General features: G+C 64.8%; 24 protein-coding genes. 12 read left to right on the top strand and 12 right to left on the bottom strand.

Features of this window, described 5'->3' with window-relative positions; translation table 11 throughout:
• The first annotated feature begins 10 nt into the window (after window positions 1-10).
• The 3 genes from KR49_RS04695 to queA are packed head-to-tail and all read left to right on the top strand — an operon-like array spanning window position 11 to window position 2,951.
• Complete coding sequence (locus KR49_RS04695) at window positions 11-454, top strand: YlqD family protein (RefSeq protein ID WP_043692213.1); 444 nt, start codon at window positions 11-13, stop codon at window positions 452-454.
• A gap of 56 nt (window positions 455-510) precedes the next feature.
• On the top strand, window positions 511-1,845 hold the full coding sequence (locus KR49_RS04690; protein ID WP_084187959.1) for a dihydrolipoamide acetyltransferase family protein: 1,335 nt from the start codon (window positions 511-513) through the stop codon (window positions 1,843-1,845).
• Window positions 1,846-1,850: 5 nt separating this feature from the next.
• Window positions 1,851-2,951, top strand: a complete 1,101-nt coding sequence (queA, locus tag KR49_RS04685; RefSeq protein WP_043692210.1) for a tRNA preQ1(34) S-adenosylmethionine ribosyltransferase-isomerase QueA — start codon at window positions 1,851-1,853, stop codon at window positions 2,949-2,951.
• Between the two features lie 6 nt (window positions 2,952-2,957).
• On the opposite strand, the gene cysK is transcribed toward queA, so the two are convergent.
• The 5 genes from cysK to psbD form a co-directional block, all read right to left on the bottom strand.
• Window positions 2,958-3,944 (bottom strand): cysteine synthase A, encoded by a 987-nt coding sequence (gene cysK / locus KR49_RS04680; protein ID WP_043692206.1) that lies wholly within the window; start codon window positions 3,942-3,944, stop codon window positions 2,958-2,960.
• A 93-nt stretch (window positions 3,945-4,037) separates the two neighbouring features.
• The gene (locus KR49_RS04675; protein WP_043692203.1) at window positions 4,038-5,492 is read right to left on the bottom strand and encodes a PLP-dependent transferase; all 1,455 of its coding nucleotides are present in this window, start codon (window positions 5,490-5,492) and stop codon (window positions 4,038-4,040) included.
• Window positions 5,489-6,658, bottom strand: coding sequence for a PLP-dependent aspartate aminotransferase family protein (locus KR49_RS04670; RefSeq protein WP_253912822.1), 1,170 nt, complete (start codon window positions 6,656-6,658; stop codon window positions 5,489-5,491). The genes KR49_RS04675 and KR49_RS04670 overlap by 4 nt, the downstream gene beginning before the upstream one ends.
• A gap of 137 nt (window positions 6,659-6,795) precedes the next feature.
• Complete coding sequence (psbC, locus tag KR49_RS04665; RefSeq protein ID WP_043692198.1) at window positions 6,796-8,184, bottom strand: photosystem II reaction center protein CP43; 1,389 nt, start codon at window positions 8,182-8,184, stop codon at window positions 6,796-6,798.
• A complete protein-coding gene (gene psbD, locus KR49_RS04660) occupies window positions 8,168-9,223 on the bottom strand; it encodes a photosystem II D2 protein (photosystem q(a) protein) (RefSeq protein ID WP_043692195.1) in 1,056 nt (351 codons plus the stop codon). The genes psbC and psbD overlap by 17 nt, the downstream gene beginning before the upstream one ends.
• A gap of 187 nt (window positions 9,224-9,410) precedes the next feature.
• Here psbD and KR49_RS04655 point away from each other — a divergent pair, with 187 nt between their 5' ends.
• On the top strand, window positions 9,411-9,947 hold the full coding sequence (locus KR49_RS04655) for a photosystem I assembly protein Ycf4 (protein WP_043696814.1): 537 nt from the start codon (window positions 9,411-9,413) through the stop codon (window positions 9,945-9,947).
• 5 nt (window positions 9,948-9,952) lie between these two features.
• The gene (locus tag KR49_RS04650; RefSeq protein WP_043692192.1) at window positions 9,953-10,639 is read left to right on the top strand and encodes a peptidylprolyl isomerase; all 687 of its coding nucleotides are present in this window, start codon (window positions 9,953-9,955) and stop codon (window positions 10,637-10,639) included.
• 12 nt (window positions 10,640-10,651) lie between these two features.
• Here the strand turns inward: KR49_RS04650 and ilvN are convergent, their stop codons facing one another.
• Entirely contained in the window at window positions 10,652-11,182 is a 531-nt protein-coding gene (gene ilvN, locus KR49_RS04645) for an acetolactate synthase small subunit (RefSeq protein WP_043692189.1), read from the bottom strand.
• Complete coding sequence (locus tag KR49_RS04640; protein ID WP_084188104.1) at window positions 11,179-12,135, bottom strand: alpha/beta fold hydrolase; 957 nt, start codon at window positions 12,133-12,135, stop codon at window positions 11,179-11,181. Before KR49_RS04640 ends, ilvN begins: the two co-directional genes overlap by 4 nt.
• 49 nt (window positions 12,136-12,184) lie before the next feature.
• On the opposite strand from KR49_RS04640, the gene KR49_RS04635 reads away from it, so the two are divergent.
• From KR49_RS04635 to KR49_RS04615, 5 genes are read left to right on the top strand one after another with little or no spacing between them, the layout of a single operon-like run.
• Entirely contained in the window at window positions 12,185-13,306 is a 1,122-nt protein-coding gene (locus KR49_RS04635) for a N2,N2-dimethylguanosine tRNA methyltransferase (RefSeq protein ID WP_253912821.1), read from the top strand.
• 28 nt (window positions 13,307-13,334) lie between these two features.
• Entirely contained in the window at window positions 13,335-13,433 is a 99-nt protein-coding gene (gene petM, locus KR49_RS04630) for a cytochrome b6-f complex subunit PetM (RefSeq protein ID WP_011130544.1), read from the top strand.
• A gap of 56 nt (window positions 13,434-13,489) precedes the next feature.
• Window positions 13,490-14,452, top strand: coding sequence for an NAD(P)H-binding protein (locus KR49_RS04625; protein WP_043692184.1), 963 nt, complete (start codon window positions 13,490-13,492; stop codon window positions 14,450-14,452).
• Between the two features lie 47 nt (window positions 14,453-14,499).
• A complete protein-coding gene (locus KR49_RS04620) occupies window positions 14,500-14,715 on the top strand; it encodes a hypothetical protein (protein WP_043692181.1) in 216 nt (71 codons plus the stop codon).
• Window positions 14,712-15,515: a methyltransferase domain-containing protein gene (locus KR49_RS04615; protein ID WP_052378169.1), complete on the top strand. Its 804-nt coding sequence runs from the start codon at window positions 14,712-14,714 to the stop codon at window positions 15,513-15,515. Before KR49_RS04620 ends, KR49_RS04615 begins: the two co-directional genes overlap by 4 nt.
• Here the strand turns inward: KR49_RS04615 and KR49_RS04610 are convergent.
• A complete protein-coding gene (locus tag KR49_RS04610; RefSeq protein WP_043692176.1) occupies window positions 15,469-16,134 on the bottom strand; it encodes a pseudouridine synthase in 666 nt (221 codons plus the stop codon). The two genes, KR49_RS04615 and KR49_RS04610, sit on opposite strands and share 47 nt — an antisense overlap.
• Before the next feature lie 166 nt (window positions 16,135-16,300).
• On the opposite strand from KR49_RS04610, the gene infA reads away from it, so the two are divergent.
• Entirely contained in the window at window positions 16,301-16,570 is a 270-nt protein-coding gene (gene infA, locus KR49_RS04605; RefSeq protein WP_006041809.1) for a translation initiation factor IF-1, read from the top strand.
• Window positions 16,571-16,573: 3 nt separating this feature from the next.
• On the opposite strand, the gene trxB is transcribed toward infA, so the two are convergent.
• The 3 genes from trxB to KR49_RS04590 all read right to left on the bottom strand — a co-directional run bounded on the left by trxB (window position 16,574) and on the right by KR49_RS04590 (window position 19,865).
• Window positions 16,574-17,956 (bottom strand): thioredoxin-disulfide reductase, encoded by a 1,383-nt coding sequence (trxB, locus tag KR49_RS04600; RefSeq protein ID WP_043692170.1) that lies wholly within the window; start codon window positions 17,954-17,956, stop codon window positions 16,574-16,576.
• A gap of 112 nt (window positions 17,957-18,068) precedes the next feature.
• A complete protein-coding gene (locus KR49_RS04595; RefSeq protein WP_043692166.1) occupies window positions 18,069-18,317 on the bottom strand; it encodes a hypothetical protein in 249 nt (82 codons plus the stop codon).
• 96 nt (window positions 18,318-18,413) lie between these two features.
• A complete protein-coding gene (locus tag KR49_RS04590) occupies window positions 18,414-19,865 on the bottom strand; it encodes a DEAD/DEAH box helicase (RefSeq protein ID WP_084187955.1) in 1,452 nt (483 codons plus the stop codon).
• 101 nt (window positions 19,866-19,966) lie between these two features.
• Here KR49_RS04590 and KR49_RS14265 point away from each other — a divergent pair, with 101 nt between their 5' ends.
• Window positions 19,967-20,143: a hypothetical protein gene (locus KR49_RS14265; protein WP_173402128.1), complete on the top strand. Its 177-nt coding sequence runs from the start codon at window positions 19,967-19,969 to the stop codon at window positions 20,141-20,143.
• A gap of 7 nt (window positions 20,144-20,150) precedes the next feature.
• Here KR49_RS14265 and KR49_RS04585 read toward each other — a convergent pair whose 3' ends face one another.
• Window positions 20,151-20,729: an EF-1 guanine nucleotide exchange domain-containing protein gene (locus tag KR49_RS04585; protein WP_043692159.1), complete on the bottom strand. Its 579-nt coding sequence runs from the start codon at window positions 20,727-20,729 to the stop codon at window positions 20,151-20,153.
• Window positions 20,730-20,784: the final 55 nt, after the last annotated feature.

Genomic DNA, 20,784 nt, shown 5'->3' with positions numbered 1-20,784 from the left:
AAGCAGTCCCATGGCCGACGGCACCATCCTGACGATCAAGCGCCCGATCACCGTTCGTGCCGTGGTGACCCCCACCTGGAAGGAGGAAGCGGAGCGGGAGATCAGCAACGGCATCGCCAACTGCGATCAGCAGCTGGCCCAGCTGGAGCAGGAGGGTCAGCAGGTCGTGGATGAGGTGCGCCGTCAGAGCGCCAACCCGCTCGATCCCCGGGTGCAGGAGCAGGTGGCTCAGATTCAGCAGCAGGTCGCCGCCAAGCGTTCCGAGATCGAGGAGCAGAAACGCGGGTTGCTGCAGCAGCAGGCTCAGGTGCGTGAGCTCGAGCTGGAGCAGATCGTGGAGCAGGGCCAGTTGGAGAGCACCTGTGAGCTCGCCGTCGGCGACAACCTGGTGCAGAAGATGCAGGTGTCGATCGTCGTGCGGGACGGTGTCGTTCAGGCCATTGAGGAGGCCTGATCAGCAGCCATCAGCTGACTCGTAAACTCCCCTGATCTGCCCTCTCGGAGACGGTTTTGGCAACCCACGACATCTTCATGCCTGCCCTCAGCTCCACCATGACGGAGGGCAAGATCGTGGAATGGCTGAAGCAACCCGGCGACAAGGTCGGACGGGGGGAGTCGGTGCTCGTGGTCGAGTCCGACAAGGCCGACATGGATGTGGAGTCCTTTCAGGACGGCTATCTGGCCGCGGTGCTGATGCCGGCCGGCAGCACCGCGCCGGTGGGCGAGACGATCGGACTGATCGTGGAAAGCGAGGCGGAGATCGCTGATGCCAAGGCCTCGGCTCCGGCAGCCCCCGCTGCCGCTGCTCCTGCACCGACGGCCACAGCTCCTGCTCCCGCACCGACGCCTGCCCCCGCACCGGTGGCTGCGGCAGCTCCCGTGGCAGCTCCGCCTCCGGCAGCCATTCAGCCGTCTGCTCCGGTTGTCAACGACGGCCGCATCGTCGCCAGCCCCCGTGCCAAGAAGCTGGCGTCTCAGATGGGCGTGGATCTGGCCACCGTGCGCGGCAGCGGCCCCCACGGCCGGATCCAGGCAGAGGACGTGGAGAAGGCGAGCGGTCAACCGATCTCCGTTCCGAGGGTCGCCGAGGGCACAGCTCCTGCCGTCACTGGAGGCGCGTCCTCTGCTGCAGCGGCACCGGCCGCACCGGCTGGCAGCAGCTTCGGGCGACCCGGTGAGACCGTGCCCTTCAACACCCTGCAGGGGGCGGTCAACCGCAATATGGAAGCCAGCCTGGCGGTGCCCTGCTTCCGTGTCGGGTACACGATCACCACCGACAAGCTGGATGCCTTCTACAAACAGGTGAAGCCCAAGGGCGTCACCATGACCGCCCTGCTGGCCAAGGCCGTGGCCGTCACGCTGGCTCGCCATCCCCAGGTGAATGCCGCCACCACGGCGGCCGGTATGGCCTACCCCGCCGACGTGAACGTGGCCGTGGCCGTGGCCATGGAGGACGGCGGCCTGATCACGCCGGTGCTGCGCAATGCCGACCGCACCGATCTCTATGAGATGTCACGCCAGTGGGGTGATCTGGTGAAGCGCTCCCGCAGCAAGCAGCTGCAGCCGGAGGAATACAGCACCGGTACCTTCACCCTCTCCAATCTCGGCATGTTCGGTGTCGATCGCTTCGATGCGATCCTTCCTCCCGGCACCGGCGCGATCCTGGCGGTGGCGGCATCACGCCCCACCGTGGTGGCCGGCAAGGACGGTTCCATCGCCGTGAAGCGTCAGATGCAGGTGAATCTGACCGCCGATCACCGGGTGATCTACGGGGCTGACGGTGCGGCCTTCCTGAAGGATCTGGCGGAGCTGATCGAGACCCGCCCCGAGAGTCTGGCGCTCTGATCGGAGTGTCCGATCCCAGGGACCGGCAGCTCAGCAGCTACGACTATCCACTGCCGCCTGAGCGCATCGCGCAGGCCCCGGTCGAGCCACGGCACAGCGCCCGGTTGCTGATGGTGCCTCCTGCGGGCAGCGGCGTGGCGTCGCCCCGGCATCGTCAGGTCTGGGATCTGCTCGAGGAACTGCAGTCCGGTGATCTGCTGGTGGTCAATGACACCCGGGTGCTCAAGGCGCGTCTGAGGGTGCGCCGCGCCGGTGGCGGACTGTCGGAACTGCTGGTGCTGGAGCCCCGCGGTCAGGGGTTGTGGCTCTGTCTGGCCCGGCCGGCCAAGCGGATGCGGGCTGGGGACGTTCTCACCATCGATGGAACTGAGATCAGGCTCACCGTGGCGGCAGAGGATGCCGCCAGCGGCGGGCGCATCGTTCAGTTTCCGGACGACTGCACCGATGCGGCGACGATCGAGACCCTGCTCAACCGGTGCGGTGAGGTGCCGCTGCCGCCCTACATCGAACGGCACGACCCCGGAGATGCCGAGCGGTATCAGACCCGCTACGCCGAGCGACCCGGAGCCGTCGCAGCCCCGACGGCGGGGCTGCATTTCAGTGATGCACTGCTGGACGCGTTGGCCCGCAAGGGAGTGGAACTGGCCCGGATCACCCTGCATGTGGGACTCGGCACGTTCCGCCCCGTGGAGACGGAGGATCTCACCACGCTCGAACTGCACAGCGAGTGGATCGAGGTCAGTCCGGCGGTGGTGGAGACGATCCGCCACTGCTCAGGTCGGGTGATCGCCGTCGGCACCACCAGCGTGCGGGCCCTCGAGGGAGCAGCGCAGGTCCATGGCGGAGAGCTGAAGCCGTTCACCGGCCCCGTGGATCTGGTGATTCAGCCCGGCTATCGCTTCCGCGTGGTGCAGGGGCTGATCACCAACTTTCATCTGCCGAAGAGTTCGCTGCTGTTGTTGGTGAGCGCACTGATTGGCCGGGAGACGCTGCTGGGGCTCTACAGCGAAGCGATCAGCAGGAACTACCGCTTCTTTTCCTATGGCGATGCGATGTGGATCGCGCCGGAGGCGGTGCTGGATGCAGCCAGACCCCCGACGCGCTGATCGATCTCAGACAGCAACAGGTTCCTCGATGATGCCCGTGGGCACCTCGCTGAACATCACCGAGGAGAGGTAACGCTCGGCCAGATCGGGAAGCACCACCACAATGGTTTTTCCGGCGTATTCATCCTGTTCCGCCAGGCGGATGGCTGCAGCTGCAGCGGCGCCGCAGGAGATGCCCACCAGAAGTCCCTCCTCCTCGGCCAGGCGCAGAGCCATGGCGATGGATTCGTCGTTGGTCACCTGCTCCACCTTGTCGACCACGGAGAGGTCGAGGTTCTTGGGGATGAATCCGGCGCCGATGCCCTGGATCTTGTGGGGTCCGGGCTTGACGTCCTCACCATTGAGGGTCTGGGTGATCACCGGACTGTGGCTGGGCTCCACGGCCACCGATTCGATCGCCTTGCCGGCCTCGTTCTTGATGTAGCGGGAAACGCCGGTGATGGTGCCACCGGTGCCGACGCCGGCCACGAGCACATCAATCGCTCCGTCGCAGTCGTTCCAGATCTCCGGACCGGTGGTCTTGAAGTGGATCTCAGGGTTGGCGGGATTGTCGAACTGGCCGGGCATGAAGTACTTGGCCGGGTCGGTCTCGGCGATCTCCTTGGCCTTGGCGATGGCGCCGGGCATGCCTTTGGCAGCTTCGGTGAGAACGATCTCGGCGCCGAGCACGGCCATCACCCGACGTCGTTCGATCGACATCGATTCGGGCATGGTCAGGATCAGCTTGTAGCCGCGCGCAGCAGCCGTGAAGGCCAGGGCGATGCCGGTGTTGCCGGACGTGGGCTCGACGATCACCTTGTCCTTGGTGAGGGCGCCGCTCTTCTCGGCGTCCCAGATCATGTTGGCGCCGATGCGGCACTTGACGCTGTAGGCAGGGTTCCGGCCTTCGACCTTGGCCAGCACGGTGGCCTTGCAGTTCTTGGTGACGTGGTTCAGCTTCACCAGCGGGGTGTTGCCGATGGCCTGGCTGTTGTCGTCGTAGATGCGGGACATGAAGCGTCTGTAAGGGCCCGAAAGGTCAACCTAGAAACACAACCCGCTCGGGAGCCTGGTTGTTAAGGGCTTTTTCAGGCTTCCCTCCCGCTCTCAGTCGTCCAGGGCGTCGCGGAAGCGTTCCCAGAGTTCCCCGGGGTCCTCCAGTCCCACCGAAACGCGCAGCAGGTGGGAGGGCACGCCGCACTCCGCGGCCCATCCGAGTTCGTCGTAGTGCGCCAACTGGGTGTAGGGACAGGCCAGGGTGAATGAGGTGCCCAGGCTGGGTCCCTTGCAGACCCTCAGGGCGTCGTACACCCTCGATGCCTTGGCTTCCCCCTGCTTCAGCTCAAGGGACAGCAGGCAGCCGTGGCCTCCATCCGGGCGCATCAAGGCCAGGAAATGGGGGCAGTCCTTCGGGTGCTGCACGCGCGCCACCGCCGGGTGTCTCTCCAGCCGTTCCGCCAGCGCAAGGGCATTGGCATCCAGCTGCGGCACCCGCTGGTCAACGTCGCGGCTCGCCTCCTCCAGGGCGATGGCATCGCCATCCGCCAGCCGGGCAACCGGGGAGATGGCCGTCAACAGTTGATCACTCCAGGGGGAATGGGGGCTCACGAGCAGGCTGCCGGCCATCACATCGCCACGGCCGGCGAAGCTCTTGGTGAGCGAGGTGAAGATCAGATCCACATGGGGCAGGGCCCTGAGGTTGAGGCCGGTGCCGATGGTGTCGTCGGCGATCACGGGAATGCCATGGCGGTGGGCCAGCTCAGCCACGGCCGGCAGATCCACACAGCGCAGCAAGGGATTGCTGGGCAGTTCAACGATCACAGCTGCGGGATCGCGACGCTCCAGGGCATCCTTCAGCTCCTCCAGGTTGTTCCCCTGCAGCAGCTCGCCGCCGTGGAACACCACCTGCGGCTGCTTGAGCACATCCACGTAGGGGAAGCCCAGCTGCAGGGTGGGGCGATTCGGCTTGAGGCTTTGGATGGCGGAGAGCGCCGCATGCAGTCCGGCCATGCCGGCTGGGTGCAGGCTGATCCGATGGGCCTCGATGCCGTGGATGGCGGCTAACCGCTGTCGCACCGCTGTGCGGGCCGCTTCAGCCGTTGCTGGCGCCGGAGCTGATTCCCTTCTCAGCGCAACGGCGGCCTGACGGGAGGAGGCCCCCAGACCCGTGTGCTGCCAGAAGGCCTTGGCGTGGGGGCTGGTGCTGGCGTCGGTGTGCAGGGCCACAAGCGTCTCGTCACGGGTCAGCCGGGTGTGACCATCCGGTTCCTGGCGTTGGCAGTGGGCCTGGGCTGCACGGGCGGCTGCTTCTGTGGAAAACGGCCATGCGGTCAAACCATCCACGGCCATCTGGACGGACAGCTCCTGCAGCAGTGGGTGCAGCCCGAAGCGGGGATAAATCGTCTGCAGGGCCTTGCGACAGGCGGGATCCTTCTCCTCGTAGGCGATCACGTCCTGCCAGCGCGGCAGTGTCATCGAGACGGCATGGGTCGCGTCGGGGAGCGGTTGCCCCAGATCCTTCCCCTGCCAGCAGGGATCGTGCAGCAGATCGCGGGGACTCACACCAGCTGCTCCAGGGCCTGCTGCAGATCCGTCTGCAGATCCACCAGGTCCTCGCAGCCAACGGAGAAGCGCACCAGCCCGTCGTCGATGCCCAGCTTGGCCTTCACCTCTGAAGAGACAGCGGCGTGGGTCATGGTGGCCGGATGGCAGATCAGGCTCTCGATGCCTCCCAGGCTCTCGGCCATGGTGAACCAGCGCAGCCGTTTGCACAGGGCGTAGGTCTGCTCCTGGCTGGCATCGAAGCTCACCGTCACGATGGCGCCTCCGGCGGCCATCTGCCGGCTGGCAACCGCATGCTGAGGGTGATCCGCTCGGTGGGGGTAGCGCACCCAGTTCACCCTGGGGTGCTCCGCTAGCTGGTCGGCAAGAGCGGCAGCGTTGGCCATCTGCTGCCGCAGCCGCAGCGGCAGGGTCTTGATGCCCCGGGTGATCAGCCAGCAGTCGAACGGCGAGGGCTGCAGACCCAGCGCCTTCTGGGAGAACACCATTTTCTGGTGCCAGTCGGGGTCGTTGGTGCAGACGGCTCCACCCAGAGCATCGGAGTGACCGTTGATGTATTTGGTGGTGCTGGTGAGTGACAGGGTGGCTCCCAGCTCAAGCGGTCGCTGCACCAGGGCCGTGGCAAAGGTGTTGTCCACCAGCACGGGGATACCGAGGGACTGGGTCACGGCGCAGACCTCCTGGAGGTCGATCACCTTGAGCAGGGGGTTGGTGGGACTCTCCAGCCAGACCATCGCAGGCTTATGGGATCGGACCTCCTGCAGGGCCTCCGGGCGGGTGAAATCCACCCAGGCGGTGCGCAGGCCGAACTTGGCGAACACCTGCTCGAACAGACGCACGGTGCAGCCGTAGAGGTTCTCTTCGCACAGCACCAGATCTCCCTGCTTCAACTGGGAGACCACGGCGGTGATGGCGCTGACGCCGGAGGCGAACACGGTGGCATGGCTGCAGCCCTCCACCGAGGCGAGCACAGCGTCGAGGATGCGGAAATTGGGATTGCCGGAACGGGTGTAGTCGAAGCCGGCGGAATTGCCGTGGGCAAAGGTGGAGGTTGGAAAGATCGGCGGCATCACGGTGCCGGTGTCCCCAGCGAAGCTGTCGCCGTGATGGATCACCCGGGTGTTCAGACCTTCGTTGCCGCCTTCCTTCAATGCCACTGAAGCCACAGTGACAGGCTAAGAAATCAAGGTCGGCACGATTTCGTGAATAAATGCACCCGGAATCTTCACGATTTCGTGCCAGCAAAAAGCCCTCGCCGTTGGGCGAGGGCTGATGGACGATCGCAGACTGAACCGTTGAAGGATCAGTCGAGGTCGGGCATGCCCAGAACGGGCTCGGCCTGGCGATCGATGCCTTTCTCGAAACCGGCAGCGGCGGCGCGGGCGCGGCCTGCATGCCAGAGGTGACCGATCAGGAAGAAGAAGGCGAGCACGAACTGCGTTGCACCCAGCCACTGGCGGAGGTTCACGTAGTTCACCGAGTTGGGCTCGGTGATGATGCCGCCCACGGAGTTGATCGACGCGTTGGGAGCGTGGGTCATGTATTCAGCGGCGCGGCGAACCTGCCAGGGCTGAATGTCGTTCTGCAGCTTGTCGAGGCTGAGACCGTTGGGACCGCGCAGAGGCTCCAGCCAGGGACCGCGGAAATCCCAGAAACGCATGGTTTCTCCACCGAAGATGATCTCACCGGTGGGTGAGCGCATCAGGTACTTACCCAGACCGGTCGGGCCCATGGCGGAACCGATGTTGGCGCCGAGGCGTTGGTCACGCACCAGGAAGGTGAAACTCTGGGCCTGGGAGGCCTCAGCGTTGGTGGGACCCCAGAACTCGGAGGGGTAGGCGGTGTTGTTGAACCAGATGTAGGCCGAGGCGATGAAGCTCATGAAGCTCAGGGCGCCCAGGCTGTAGCTGAGGTAGGCCTCACCGTTCCAGATGAAGGCGCGACGCACCCAGCCGAAGGGCTTGGTGATCACGTGCCAGATGCCTCCGAAGATGCAGGTCAGGCCGAGCCAGATGTGGCCACCGATGATGTCCTCCATCGAGTTCACACCGATGATCCAGCCCTCGCCACCGAAGGGGGCGCGGAACAGGTAACCGAAGATCACGCCCGGATCGAGAGTCGGGTTGGTGATCAGGCGGACATCTCCGCCGCCGGGGGCCCAGGTGTCGTAGACGCCGCCGAAGAACATGGCCTTGAAGACCAGCAGCAGGCAGCCGACGCCCAGCAGGATCAGGTGATAACCAATGATGTTGGTCATCTGGTTCTTGTCGCGCCAGTCCTGAGAGAAGAAGGAGGAGTAGTTCTCCAGGATCTCCGGACCGCGCAGGGCGTGGTACAGACCGCCGAGGCCGAGCACGGCGGAACTGATCAGGTGCAGAACACCGACCACGAAGAAGGGGAAGAGATCAGTGACCTCACCGCCGGGACCCACGCCGTAGCCAAGAGTGGCGACGTGGGGCATGCAGATGAAGCCCTGCTCGTACATGGGCTTGTCGTAGGTGAAGTGACTCACCTCGAACAGCATCATGGCGCCGGCCCAGAACACCATCAGACCGGCATGGGCCACATGGGCACCAAGCAGACGGCCTGAAAGGTTGATCAGACGGGCGTTACCGGACCACCAGGCGTAGCCGGTGGAGTCGAGATCTTTGCCGCCAGTGGCGCCAAGACCGGGATTAGAGAGCGTTACCACGGGGCAGAACCTCTTCAGGGAAGACGAAGTTTTCGTGCGGCTGGTCAGCCGGTGCCATCCAGGCACGCAGACCTTCATTCAGAAGGATGTTCTTGGTGTAGAAGGTCTCGAATTCGGGATCTTCTGCTGCGCGGATCTCCTGCGACACGAAGTCGTAGGCGCGCAGGTTGAGGGCGAGGCCGATGATGCCGATGGAGCTGGTCCACAGGCCCATCACAGGCACGAACAGCATGAAGAAGTGCAGCCAGCGCTTGTTGGAGAAGGCGATCCCGAAGATCTGACTCCAGAAGCGGTTGGCCGTGACCATGGAATAGGTCTCTTCTTCCTGAGTGGGCTCGAACGCCTTGAAGGTGTTGGCCTGCTCGCCGTCCTCAAACAGGGTGTTTTCCACGGTGGCGCCATGGATGGCGCAGAGCAGTGCGCCGCCGAGGATGCCGGCCACGCCCATCATGTGGAAAGGATTCAGGGTCCAGTTATGGAAGCCCTGAAGGAAGAGGAGGAAGCGGAAGATCGCCGCCACGCCGAAGCTTGGCGCGAAGAACCAGCTGCTCTGGCCGAGGGGGTACATCAGGAAGACACTGACGAACACCGCGATCGGACCGGAGAAGGCGATGGCGTTGTAGGGGCGGATGCCCACCAGACGGGCGATCTCGAACTGACGCAGCATGAAGCCGATCAGCGCGAAGGCACCGTGCAGGGCCACGAAGGCCCAGAGGCCGCCGAGCTGACACCAGCGAACGAAGTCGCCCTGGGCCTCAGGGCCCCAGAGCAGCAGCAGGCTGTGACCCATCGCATCAGCGGGGGTGGAGACAGCTGCGGTGAGGAAGTTGCAGCCTTCCAGGTACGAGGAGGCGATGCCGTGGGTGTACCAGGAGGTGACGAAGGTGGTGCCTGTCAGCCAGCCACCGATGGCCATATAGGCCGTTGGGAAGAGGAGAATGCCGGACCAGCCGACAAAAACGAAGCGGTCGCGCTTGAGCCAGTCATCGAGGATGTCAAACCATCCCCGCTGAGGCGCGCGTCCTACAGCGATCGTCATGGAGGAAACGGAGCGGAAGAGCCGCAGGCTGTGGGATACCGGGCGACCTTAACAATCCTGAAGCGGAGCGCGGGGCCTGTTTGCTTCAGCTGAAATCCCTTGTATCGCTTTGTTTCTTTGGGATTTCTTCCTGTTTGGCCGCGGCGGCCTGCCGGAGGTCACAATGACGCTTCCCTCAGGGTCGGCCATGTCCACCGATGTGCTCGAGCAATCCGTGCTCGGCTCCCGGCGCATTTCCAACTTTCTCGTCGCCGCCGCCGTCAGCATCGGTGGCATCGGTTTCCTGCTGGCATCTCTCTCCAGCTATCTGGGCCGAGATCTGCTGCCGATCGGCCATCCGGCGGCGTTGATCTTCGTGCCTCAGGGTGTGGTGATGGGTCTCTACAGCATCGCGGCCGCCCTGCTCGCCACCTACCTCTGGTATGTGATCGCTGTGGATGTCGGCTCCGGCAGCAACCGCTTCGATCGGAAGGCCGGGTTGGTGACCATCAGCCGCCGAGGCTTCCGCAAGCCGATCAGCGTTGAGATCCCGATGCGGGATGTGAAGGCGGTGAAGGTGGAGGTGCGGGATGGTTTCAATGCCCGCCGCCGGGTGTCCCTGCGCATTCAGGGACGTCGCGACATGCCTCTGACCCGTGTCGGAGAGCCACTCCCTCTTGCCCAGCTCGAGCAGGACGGTGCCGAGCTGGCCCGTTTTCTCGGCGTCAACCTCGAAGGTCTTTGAATCCCATGCGTGCGCTGACCCGTTCCCTTCTCTGGTGTCTGCTGCTGCTGCTGACCCCTCTGGTCGTCAGTTGCAGTCCGTCCCCGACGGCTGCGGTGGCACAGGGCTGCGCCGAGGCAGATTCCGCCTGTCTGCAGGGCAAGGCCACCGTTCTGATGAGCACCAGCCGCGGCGACATCACCATCGAGGTGGATGGGGATGCGGCTCCTCTGACGGCGGGCAATTTCGTTGATCTGGTGCGTCGCGGTACCTACAACGGAACCCTGTTTCACAGGGTTGTGCGCGAGCCGGTGCCCTTTGTCGTGCAGGGTGGTGACCCCCAGTCCAGCGACCGCTCTGTTCCTCTGAGCCAGCTCGGAACCGGCAGTTTCGTGGATCCAGCCACCGGTCAGGCACGTCTGATCCCGCTGGAGATCAGCTTCGAGGGTGAGGACGGCCCCCGTTACGGCCGCGTCAGCACCAATCCGAGCGAGCTGAACAAACTGGCGCTCCGGCACGATCGCGGCGCTGTGGCCATGGCCCGTTCCCAGGCTCCCAATTCGGCCAGCGCCCAGTTCTACATCGCGCTCAAGCCACTGCCGGAACTCGATGGTCGTTATGCCGTCTTCGGCCGGGTGAGTGAGGGGCTGGAGGTGGTGGACGCCATCCGTCAGGGGGACCGCATCACCAAAGCCACCCTGGCTCCCTCCTGATCGCCTCTGCGCTCAGGCAGGAACTCTGCTGTCGCTTGGCGACACCTTGAGCAGCTCGGTGTTCACACCCGAGGCCCGTTCCAGGGCCACCTTGCCGGTGCGGGCGATCTCGAGAATGCCGAAGGCCGTCATCAGTCGCTCCAGAGCCACCAGCTTTCCAGGGTCCCCGACCACCTCCAGTGTCAGAGCTTCGTCGGCCACATCCACCACCTTGGCCCGGAACACCTGCACCAGGTCGAACACGGCGCTGCGCGTCTCCGGGGGGGCGGCCACCTTCAGCAGCATCAGTTCCCGCTCCACGGCAGGTCTCTGGGTGAGATCGAGCACCTGCAGCACATTCACCAGCTTGTCCAGCTGCTTGGTCATCTGCTGCAGGGTCTGGTCATCTCCCTCCACCACCATCGTCAGGCGTGACTGCCCACCGCTTTCGGCCGGGCCGACAGCCAGGCTGTCGATGTTGAAGCCGCGTCGGGCGAACAGGCCCGAGATCCGGCTGAGAGCGCCGGATTCATCTTCCACCAGCACGGAAAGGGTGTGCTTCATCTCCGCTGTTTGTCCCCTGCCGGGCTGCTTTCATCCAAACTACGGTCCAGCCAGGGCAGCACTGCCTGAAGAAAGGCGTCCGGCGTTTCGTCATGCGGGCAATGCCCGGTCTGATCGATCACCTGCAGCGACAGCCAGGGGTGCCGTTCGGCGGTTGTCCGGCCGATCGCGAGCGGAACGAAGCGGTCCTGCCGCCCCCAGACCAGCAGCAGCGGCAGTCGGCCGTTGAGTTGTCCGAGCAGGGCCGGTGCGGTGGCTCCCCTCGGCCTCAGCGCCATGCCGATGCTCATCGCCCGCAGTGATCGTGCGGCGGTGGCTCGACGGGCCGGGGCGGCGATGAGTTGAAGAAGTTCGCGGTCGTTGGCAACCGAACGGCGATAGGCCCCTTGCAGTCCGGCCCGCAGCAGCGGGGTGCGGCTGATCAACGGCACGATCAGCTCCAGAGGCAGCAGCCGCAGCAGGCCCACCACCAGAAGACGCTGCAGACGCCGGGAGGCAGGTGGCCGCCGGCGCGGCACCGGTTGCATCAGGGCAGGATCCGGCAGTGGCGCGGCCACCACCGCTGTCACCAGTTCAGGCTTCAGCAGCGCTGCGGTCAGAGCGGTCAGCCCCCCGAGTGAGTTGCCCATCAGCACGCAGGGACGCTGGACGACCTCCTGCATGAAGCCGATCACCTGACGTCCCCACAGTCGGTTGTCCACGGGGCGGGAGGAGTGATAGCCGGGTTGTGATGACGCTCCGAAGCCGATCAGGTCCAGCGCGTAGACCCGATAGCCGCGGGTGGCCAGCAGGGGGGCACAGCGACGCCAGTGCGCACTGCTGGCTCCGAAACCGTGGAGCAGCAGCACGGCCGGACCGTGCTCAGGGCCGAGGCAACGCCAGTGGCAACCATGGCCCTGCCAGAACCAGCGGCCATGCTCTCCCCAGTGGGCACTCTGGAGAGCAGAGGTCATCACGGCTCTGGAGAGTTCTTCTGCTCACTATTGCGAAGGGCGGGCCCGGTTGTCGCTCGGCGACGGATTCTTCCGGGCGCAATCGCGACCGGCCCGGGACATCTCGGTGCTGCTGGCCCGGTCTCTGGCCCGGCGTCCCCGTGGAGAAGGCGGCCAGCGCTGGCTGGATCTGATGGCAGGCTGCGGCATCCGGGCTCTGCGCTGGGGGCTCGAAGCGCTTCCGGAGGTCGGTTCCGGGGTGGAGCTGTGGGTCAACGACGCCGACCCAGACCGTCTGCCGTTGCTGAAGACCAACCTCGCACCGCTGGCTTCACGGGTTCAGGTTCTGAAGCTCAGCGCGATGCCTGCCGAGGTGCTGCTGGCGCGTGCCTTCGCGGAGAAGCGCTTCTTCGATCTGATCGACCTGGATGCCTTCGGCAGCCCCTCGGCCCTGATCCAGCCCGTGCTGCAGGTGTTGGCGTTCGACGGTGTGCTCCTGCTGGCCAGCACCGACGGCCGTTCCCCCACCGGCCATGACCGTCCGGGAGCCATCCGCAGTTTCGGCGCCGCAGCCCGGGCCCATCCAGCCAGCTGGGAGCTGGCGCTGCGGCTGCAGCTGGGTCTGCTGGCCCGGCAGGCCTGGATGCTGGGGCGGGGGGTGCAGCCCTTGCTCGCCTTCAGCGAAGGCCGCACGTTCCGCCTGGCGGTGAGGCTTGCGCGGCGCCCGACCGCTGCGGAGGAGGAGCACCTCGGACTGGTCGCCCGCTGTGAGCGCTGCGGCGATCAGCAGCTGCAGCCGCTGCTGCGGTTGCAGGGCTGGCCCCGCTGTCACTGTCCGGACGGGGCCGGTCGCTGGGCGATCAGCGGACCTCTCTGGCTTGGAGCGCTGCAGGATCCATCAGCGCTCCAAGCGCTGATGGATCCCAGGGAGGACCTGGAGACCAGGACCCAACGCCTGATCCAGCGCCTTCAGGCTGATCCCGGTGTCCCTGCCCGCGTCTGGCCCACGGATGAACTGTCCCGGCGGCTCGGCATGGATGGTCCTCCAGGGGTTGCTGATCTGGTGGAGACGCTCAGGCGTGCGGGGCATCAGGCCTGGCCGAGTGCCGTCATGGCTGGTCAGGTGCGGACCGATGCCGATCTTCCCGAGCTGTTACAGCTCTGTGCCGGGCTTCGCTCGGAAGGTCCTTAAATGGGTCGGTGAACATTGAGCCCTGACCATGGCTTCTGAGATCTTCGGTATTGCAGCCGTTTTCTGGGTTCTGATCCCGGTCGGTCTGGCCGGTGGTGCCCTGCTTCTCAAGCTTCAGGGCGACTGAGCCGCGACAGGTTCCATCCCGGGACCATTAAGCTCCCACCTTGAATGTTGGGCCCCATGCAGGTTCTTGTGGTGGGTGGCACGGGCACCCTGGGGCGGCAGATCGCTCGGAACGCTCTTGATGCCGGTCACCAGGTCCGCTGCATGGTCCGAGCGCCGCGCAAGGCGTCCTTTCTGCAGGAATGGGGCTGCGAGCTCACCCGCGGCGATCTGCTGGAGCCCGACAGCCTCGACTACGCCCTGGATGGCGTGGATGCCGTCATCGACGCCGCCACCAGCCGGCCCACCGATCCACAGAGCGTTTACGTCACCGACTGGGACGGGAAGCTGAATCTGCTGAGGGCCTGTGAACGGGCAGGTGTCTCCCGCTTCGTTTTCGTGTCGCTGCTCGGTGCTCACCGTCACCGCGATGTTCCTCTGATGGACATCAAGGCCTGCACGGAGAACCTGCTCGAATCGTCCGATCTCGACTACACGATCCTGCAGGGCGCTGCCTTCATGCAGGGCGTCATCAGCCAGTTCGCCATTCCGGTTCTGGAGAGTCAGACGGTCTGGGTGAGTGGCACTCCAACGGCCATCGCCTACATGAACACCCAGGACATGGCGCGTTTTGCCGTGTCGGCCCTGGGGCGTCCGGAAACCATCCGTGGCAGTTACCCGGTCGTCGGCCCCAAGGCATGGAACACCGGTGAGCTGGTGCAGCTCTGCGAGCGCTACAGCGGCAAGACGGCCCGGGTGTTCCGGGTTCAACCGTTGCTGATCCGTTTGATGCAGGGCGTCGCGTCGTTCTTCGAGCCTTCGGTGAATGTTGCGGAACGTCTGGCCTTCGCGGAGGTGACCGGAGGGGGGCAGGAACTCAACGCACCCATGGACACCTGCTATGCGGCTTTCGGGCTCGATCCCGAGCAGACCACGTCGATGGAGGCCTACATCCGTGAGTACTACGACACGATCCTGAAGCGGCTGAGGGAGATGGAGGCGGATCTGGACAAGGACGCGAAGAAAAAGCTGCCGTTCTGACCAGGTCGATGGTTCCTTTGTACTATTGAACGAGTCCCTGTTGTTCCATGTCCGTCGCCCAGCTCAAGAATCTGCAGCGGCGACTGCTGCTGCTCTCCGATGAGGCGGAGCAGGGTCTCAACCGTGCCTGCGGGCATGAGCTCTGGAAATCCCTCGGGCCTGACGCCATCGATGGTCTGGAGGATCCCGCCCGCCGTGCTGAAGCGAACTACTGGTATGGGCAGTGGAACGTGGTTCGGGAACTGCAGGAGGCGATCGGATGATCGATGACCCCGGCTGCTGTGGCTCTGCTCCACTGGATCAGACCAGGGCGGTGGAGGATCGCTACGGCGCTGCTGCCCAGGAGTTGGAGACCTGTCTCTGCACACCGGTCGGCTTTGACGCCGAGCTGCTGAAGGTCATCCCTGAGGAGGTGGTTGAGCGGGACTACGGCTGCGGCGATCCCACCCGCTGGGTTCGCAGCGGTGACAGGGTTCTTGACCTCGGCAGCGGCAGTGGCAAGAACGCCTTCATCTGTTCCCAGGTCGTCGGTGCTGATGGATGGGTGACGGGTGTGGACCGGAACGCCAGCATGCTGGCCCTGTCGAGGGAGGCGGCCGCACGGGTTGCTGAGGCAGTCGGCTACGCCAACGTCCGGTTCCTGGACGGGGCGATCGAGGCGCTGGATGCTCCCGGATCGGATGGGGCGCCGCTTGTTGCGGATGCCAGCGTTGATGTGGTTCTGAGCAACTGTGTTCTGAATCTGGTGAATCCCTCCGCCCGGGATCGGTTGCTCGGCAACATTCAGCGTGTTCTGGCACCCGGGGGCCGGGTCGCCATCAGTGACATCGTCTGTGATCGTCCTGTGCCCCGGCATCTTCAGGAGGATCCGGAGCTGTGGAGTGGCTGCATCAGCGGCGCCTGGCAGGAAGAGGCTTTTTTGGAGGCCTTCCGGCAACGCGGGTTTCAGGATGTGCGCTACGCCGATCGCAGCCTTGATCCCTGGCGGGAGCTGGAAGGGATTGCGTTTCGCGCCGTCACCCTGGTGGCGACCCATCCCTCGGCCGGCCGCGCCTGTTGCTGATCAGGCGTGTCAACCGCTTCTGCTCCTCCGCTGTTGTCGGCCGCCAGCAGCCCTGAGCCAGTCCCTCAAGGTTCAGGCGCGGGCCTCCATCCATCAGGTCGATGCTGCTGCGGACCAGCCGCAGTGTCGGCAGCCCCACTGCGGCGGTCATCCGGCGCACCTGGCGGTTGCGTCCCTCCCGCAGGGAGAGCTCGATCCAGCTGGTGGGAATGGAGGCTCGCCAGCGCACCGGCGGTGTTCGCTCCTGCAGGGCGGGGATGGCATCTCCCTGGAGCCAGCGCGCCTTTGCGGGCCGGGTCAGCTTCTCCTGGATCACCACGCCGTCACGGAGCTGCTGCAATCGCTGCTCATCAGGCACCCCTTCCACCTGAACCCAGTAGGTCCGCCAATGTCCGAAACGCGGATCGGTCAGCTGCTGCTGGAGGCGCCCGTTGCTGGTGAGCAGCAGCAGGCCCTCACTGTCTGCGTCCAGGCGACCTGCGGCATACACATCAGGAACGTCCACAAACTCAGCCAGGCATCCCCAGCGGCTGCCGGATTCACGGGTGAACTGGCTGAGCACGCCGTAGGGCTTGTGCAGCAGCAGGGTGGTCAACCGGCGTTCTCGCGTGCTCTCCACAGGTTCACGACACCGATCGAGATCAGCAGCAGCCCGAGATCCATCGTCAGGGGAGGAAGAATCATGGCTGCACACTCAACGGTGGGGCACCCTAAAGGGCTTTCAATACGGACGGGCCTGCGACCCACCCTCGTAAAGTGGTTTGAGGCAAACCGTTTAAGGGCGAATGATTGAAACCTCGGGAGTGATCGAGAAGGAACAGGGAAACGGGTTCTATCTGGTCACGCTCGAGCAGCCTGCCGGTCACCAGTGCCTTTGCCGAGCAGCAGGCAAGCTCACGAAGTTCAGGATCAAACTGCTCGCCGGTGACAAGGTGCTGGTGGAGATCAGCCCCTACGACCTCACCCGCGGTCGGATCACGTACCGCGAGCGGAACGCTGGAGCCCCCGGCGGGCGCCCGGGTGGCAACCGTCCCGGTGGGCCCCGCCGCCGCTGATCTTCAGGCTGGTTCCAGCAGCGCTTCGATCGCCGATTTGAACGTGCTGCGCTGTTTGACACCGCGCCACTGTTCCACCATCGATTTCCGGTGGAAGAGCTGGACTGTCGGGGTTCCGTTCACGCCGGCCTGTTCAGCAATGTCCTGATCGGCCTCGATGTCGATCACCACGGCCTGTGCCCGGCCTTCCAACTCGGTGATCACCCGCTTCAACTGCGGTTTGAGCACGTGGCAGGGTCCGCACGAGGGTGAGGTGTAGATCACAAGCAGCGGGCGGCTGCTGTCGTGATACAGCTTGCGCAGGGCATAGCTGCCTTTCTGCCAGGGAGCATCCGGGGCATAGGTCTCCTCGGTCGTGACGGCCACATTCACCGGCATCTCCGCCTTCGCGGGGTCAACCGAGCGTCTCTGCACCCGTTGCGCCAGATCGTGATGGGTCAGCCAGCGCTCAGCGGCCAGGGCCGCCTTGCAACCGCTGCCGGCTGCTGTGATCCCCTGCCGCCATTCGGCATCAGCGACATCTCCGGCAGCGAAGACACCTTCGATGGAGGTTTCCGGTCGGCCTGGCTCGGTGATCACATACCCCTTGGCATCCAGAGACAGCTGCTCCTTCAGCAGATCCGTGTTCGGTGTGTGGCCGATCGCATAGAACAGGCCCTTGGCAGCAAGGCTGGCCTGATCTCCGGTGGAACGGTCGCGCAGGGTCAGGCTCTCCATCCAGCCGTTGCCGCTCACGTCCACCACTTCGCTGTTCCAGTGAAGGGTGATGGCGGGGTTGGCCCGAACCCGGTCGGCCATGGCGGCGCTGGCCCTGAGTTGCTCGGAGCGCACGATCTGGTGAACGTGACTGCCGTATTTGGTGAGATAAACCGCTTCTTCGCAGGCGGAGTCGCCTCCTCCCACCACGGCCAGTTCAGCGTTGCGGAACTGAGGAGTCGCTCCGTCGCAGATGGCGCATGCACTGATGCCGCTGCTCCAGAAGCGCTCCTCTGAGGGCAGGCCGAGTCGGTTCGCGCTTGCGCCCGTGGCGATCACCAGGGCATGGGTCAGCAGAGTGCGTCCATCCGCCTTGATCCGGAAGGGCCGCTGACTGAGATCGATCTCATCGGCATCCGCTTCCAGCAGGTGTGTTCCCCAGCGCACGGCCTGGGCACGCATCAGATCCATCAGGTCCGGGCCCAGGACTCCGTCGGGAAAACCAGGGAAATTTTCGACATCGGTGGTGGTCATCAACTGACCGCCAGGAATACCGCCGCGTTGAAAGCCTGTGATCAGCAGCGGTTGCAGGTTGGCCCTGGCCGCGTAGATCGCTGCGGTGTAGCCGGCCGGGCCCGAACCGACAATCACGAGATTCTCGACAGTCTCCGAGGCGCTGCCGGCTGCCATGGCCTTATACGGAATGAATATGAGTTGACTTTAAAAGGAGGAGCCGCTCACCGCGCGCAGGCCGGTCAAGAAAAAATCTGCGGACAATGATTCCAGGAATTTAAGGATCTGTTCAGATTTCGAGGGGATTGTCGGTGCTGTTCTGGCCAAGCAGCCTGTATCGCTTGTCGGGATTGCGAGGAACGGCGTGCACGCTCTCTTCGAGCATGTCGCTGTTTTCTCCCAAACAGGTGATCCACTCGCGGAATTCCTGGGTCACCGCATAACTGTCCTCATAGCGCTCTTCGCTGTCCAGAACGGCGATCCTGGTGGACGCCCAGCCGGTGGCAACGCTCACCCGGCGTTCCATTGCTGCGTCCATGTTCACTCCTTTGCCGAGGTACAGGTTGAAGGATCGAGGTCCAGGGAAAGACCTGATTTCGCAGAAATTCGCATTTTTCTACCGATAAAGATGTCGTCAGCGCTGCAGAAATGTAGGCAGTTGCGGAGTTTTCAGGCGGATCACCTCACCAGCCCCGTCCTCCACTGCCTCCAGGGGCAGCTGCAGTGTTGCGCCGGATGCGGTGCTGGGATCAGCTGCGTCTCCCTCCTCCGCCGGATGGCGGAGGACGTAAGGCTCCGCCACGGACCAGGTGCGGGCGTAACCCATCAGCAGAGGGTCAGCCGGTGCATAGACATAGGAGGGGTGGCGCGGAATCGGTTCCGCAGCGGCCAGGTCCGCCGTCATCCGCACGGCCCGGGTGATGCCCTGCACGAAGCGGCTGCGGGTCACCACCGTCGTGAGATAGGCGACCACCCGCAACCGAGGTGCGTCGAATCCCTCCGCACACATGTCGATGCTCACCAGCCAGTCGGCCTGTCCCGTCTGGAACAGCCGCAGTCGATCGGAGGCCTCACGCTCCTGGGAGTGCACCAGATCCACCCGGTTGCCGTCGTCCTCGAGGATCTGGGTGATCGCTTCGGCATGGGCGATGTCTCTGGCGATGACCAGGCCGGCAGCCTGGGGATGGCAGCGGCGGATCTGCTCGAGTTTTCTCTGGGCCCGCAGCAGCACCTGCTGACCGATGCAGCTGCTGTCCGCCAGCCGGATCGCGCGACGCAGGTTGCGGGCCCGCCAGCTCTCCCGCCGTTCGCCGGACAGCGGGGAGACATCCCGGTCCGGCACCCCCTCACGACCGTGCTCCACCCAACCGTCCTGGAAATGGAACTCCAGGGGACGCACGTCTCCGGCGGCGATCAGTTCGCGCGGCTCCACGCACAGGTCGGGACTGATCAGCTCCACCGGCATTCCGCCCTGGACGCTCCGTACCCGGCGTGCGGCACAGAAGGCGAGGTTGTCCGCCCGGAACGGCGTGCCGGTCAACCCCAGCCGCAGGCGGCTGCGGCCCGTCAGATCAAGGAATGTCTGCCCCCAGGCCAGACCGTCGGGCTCGTCGGGATCCACCCCGAGGTGATGGGCTTCGTCCGCGATCGCCAGACAGGAGGTGCCCATCCAGGGTTCCAGGGTCTCGCTGAGATGGCCCAGCTGCCGGCGTGCCCCCTGGTAGGTCAGCACCAGACCGTCGGGGGGCTTGCCATCGGGGCCTTCGCCGTCGGCTGGCCATGGCCACTCCTGCAGGTTCAGCCCGAGCCGCTCCCCAGCGCTCAGCCACTGATGAAGGATCGAGGTGCGGTGGCAGAACACCAGGCAGCGCTCCAGCTGTCTGTCCTGCTGGAACGTCCGGAATGCCAGCAGGGCACCGAGGGTCTTGCCGGCTCCCGGACCGGCGAACACCAGCACATCCTGTTCGCGCTCGGCCGTCGTCAGCAGACGTCGCCGCAGCAGCTGGATCAGCTGCTGCTGCCAGCGTCGCGGCCGCAGGGAGGAGGGGGCCGCAGCACGCGGCAGATCAAAGGACGGCGCGGCGATGGCGTGCCTGGGGAAGATGAGTCTTTTTAACCATTCCTTTCGGCAGCGGCATCTCTACGGTCCGGCCATCGGCATCCGTCGGGTCCTTTCCCGTCACCGCCATGGCCAAGCGTCGTCCCTCACCTGAATTCCGAGATCAGTTGCGCCAGCAGCTTGATCGCTGCTGGCAGAACGATTGCGATATCGATCCCTTGATTCTTCGCGCACGACAGCTGCGCCGGCTCGGACGTTTCCGGCTGGCGCGCTGTGTGGATCAGGAGGTGCTTCCGATCGTCTGAAGCCCTTTCAGAGCGCTTCGGCGTGGTTCACCACAAGACGCTCCACCTCCATCAGGGCATCCTCGGCCGCTCCGAGTGCGGCCTGGAAATCTCCTTTGGCCGTGACCAGAAGCTGCTGAGCCAGCCGGTCGAGAAGCTCCTGACGCCTCTCTTCCAGCATCGCCACGATCTCCGTCTCCACCAGGGTGCGGACGGCCTGGATCCGGAGGTCATCAGCCGCTGCTTCGGCGAAGGTTCCCTGCACCAGTTCCTGGATGAACAGACGGTGCACCTCACTGCTGCGCAGGAAGCTCTCGGTGGCGTTGATGATCCCGTCGACCAGGGTGCGGTCCGGTTCCGATTCCTGCTCGTTGAGCTTGAACTCCCAGTCGAGATGCCGGCGCTGCCAGCCCGCGGAATGCAGGCTCGGCATCACGCTCTGGGAGAAGGTGTCGACGGAGATCTCGTAAATCCGTTCGGCCAGGCGCTCGCACCAGTCCTTCCCATGGCTCTCCAGGGTCGACTGCATGGTTTGCCGCTCGACCGCATGGCCACCGTGATGGCTGTGGCAGACGCCGTCAGGACATTCGATCGCGGTGAGGCCCATGGAAAGCACGGTGGTGTTTTCCTCACGTAGCCAGAGGTCCTGTCGTCGCTCGGTT

This window comes from Synechococcus sp. KORDI-49 (assembly GCF_000737575.1).
Lineage (GTDB): Bacteria > Cyanobacteriota > Cyanobacteriia > PCC-6307 > Cyanobiaceae > Parasynechococcus.
The sequence above is the reverse complement of the archived record's forward strand: the minus strand, read 5'-3'. Positions and strand labels throughout refer to the sequence as shown.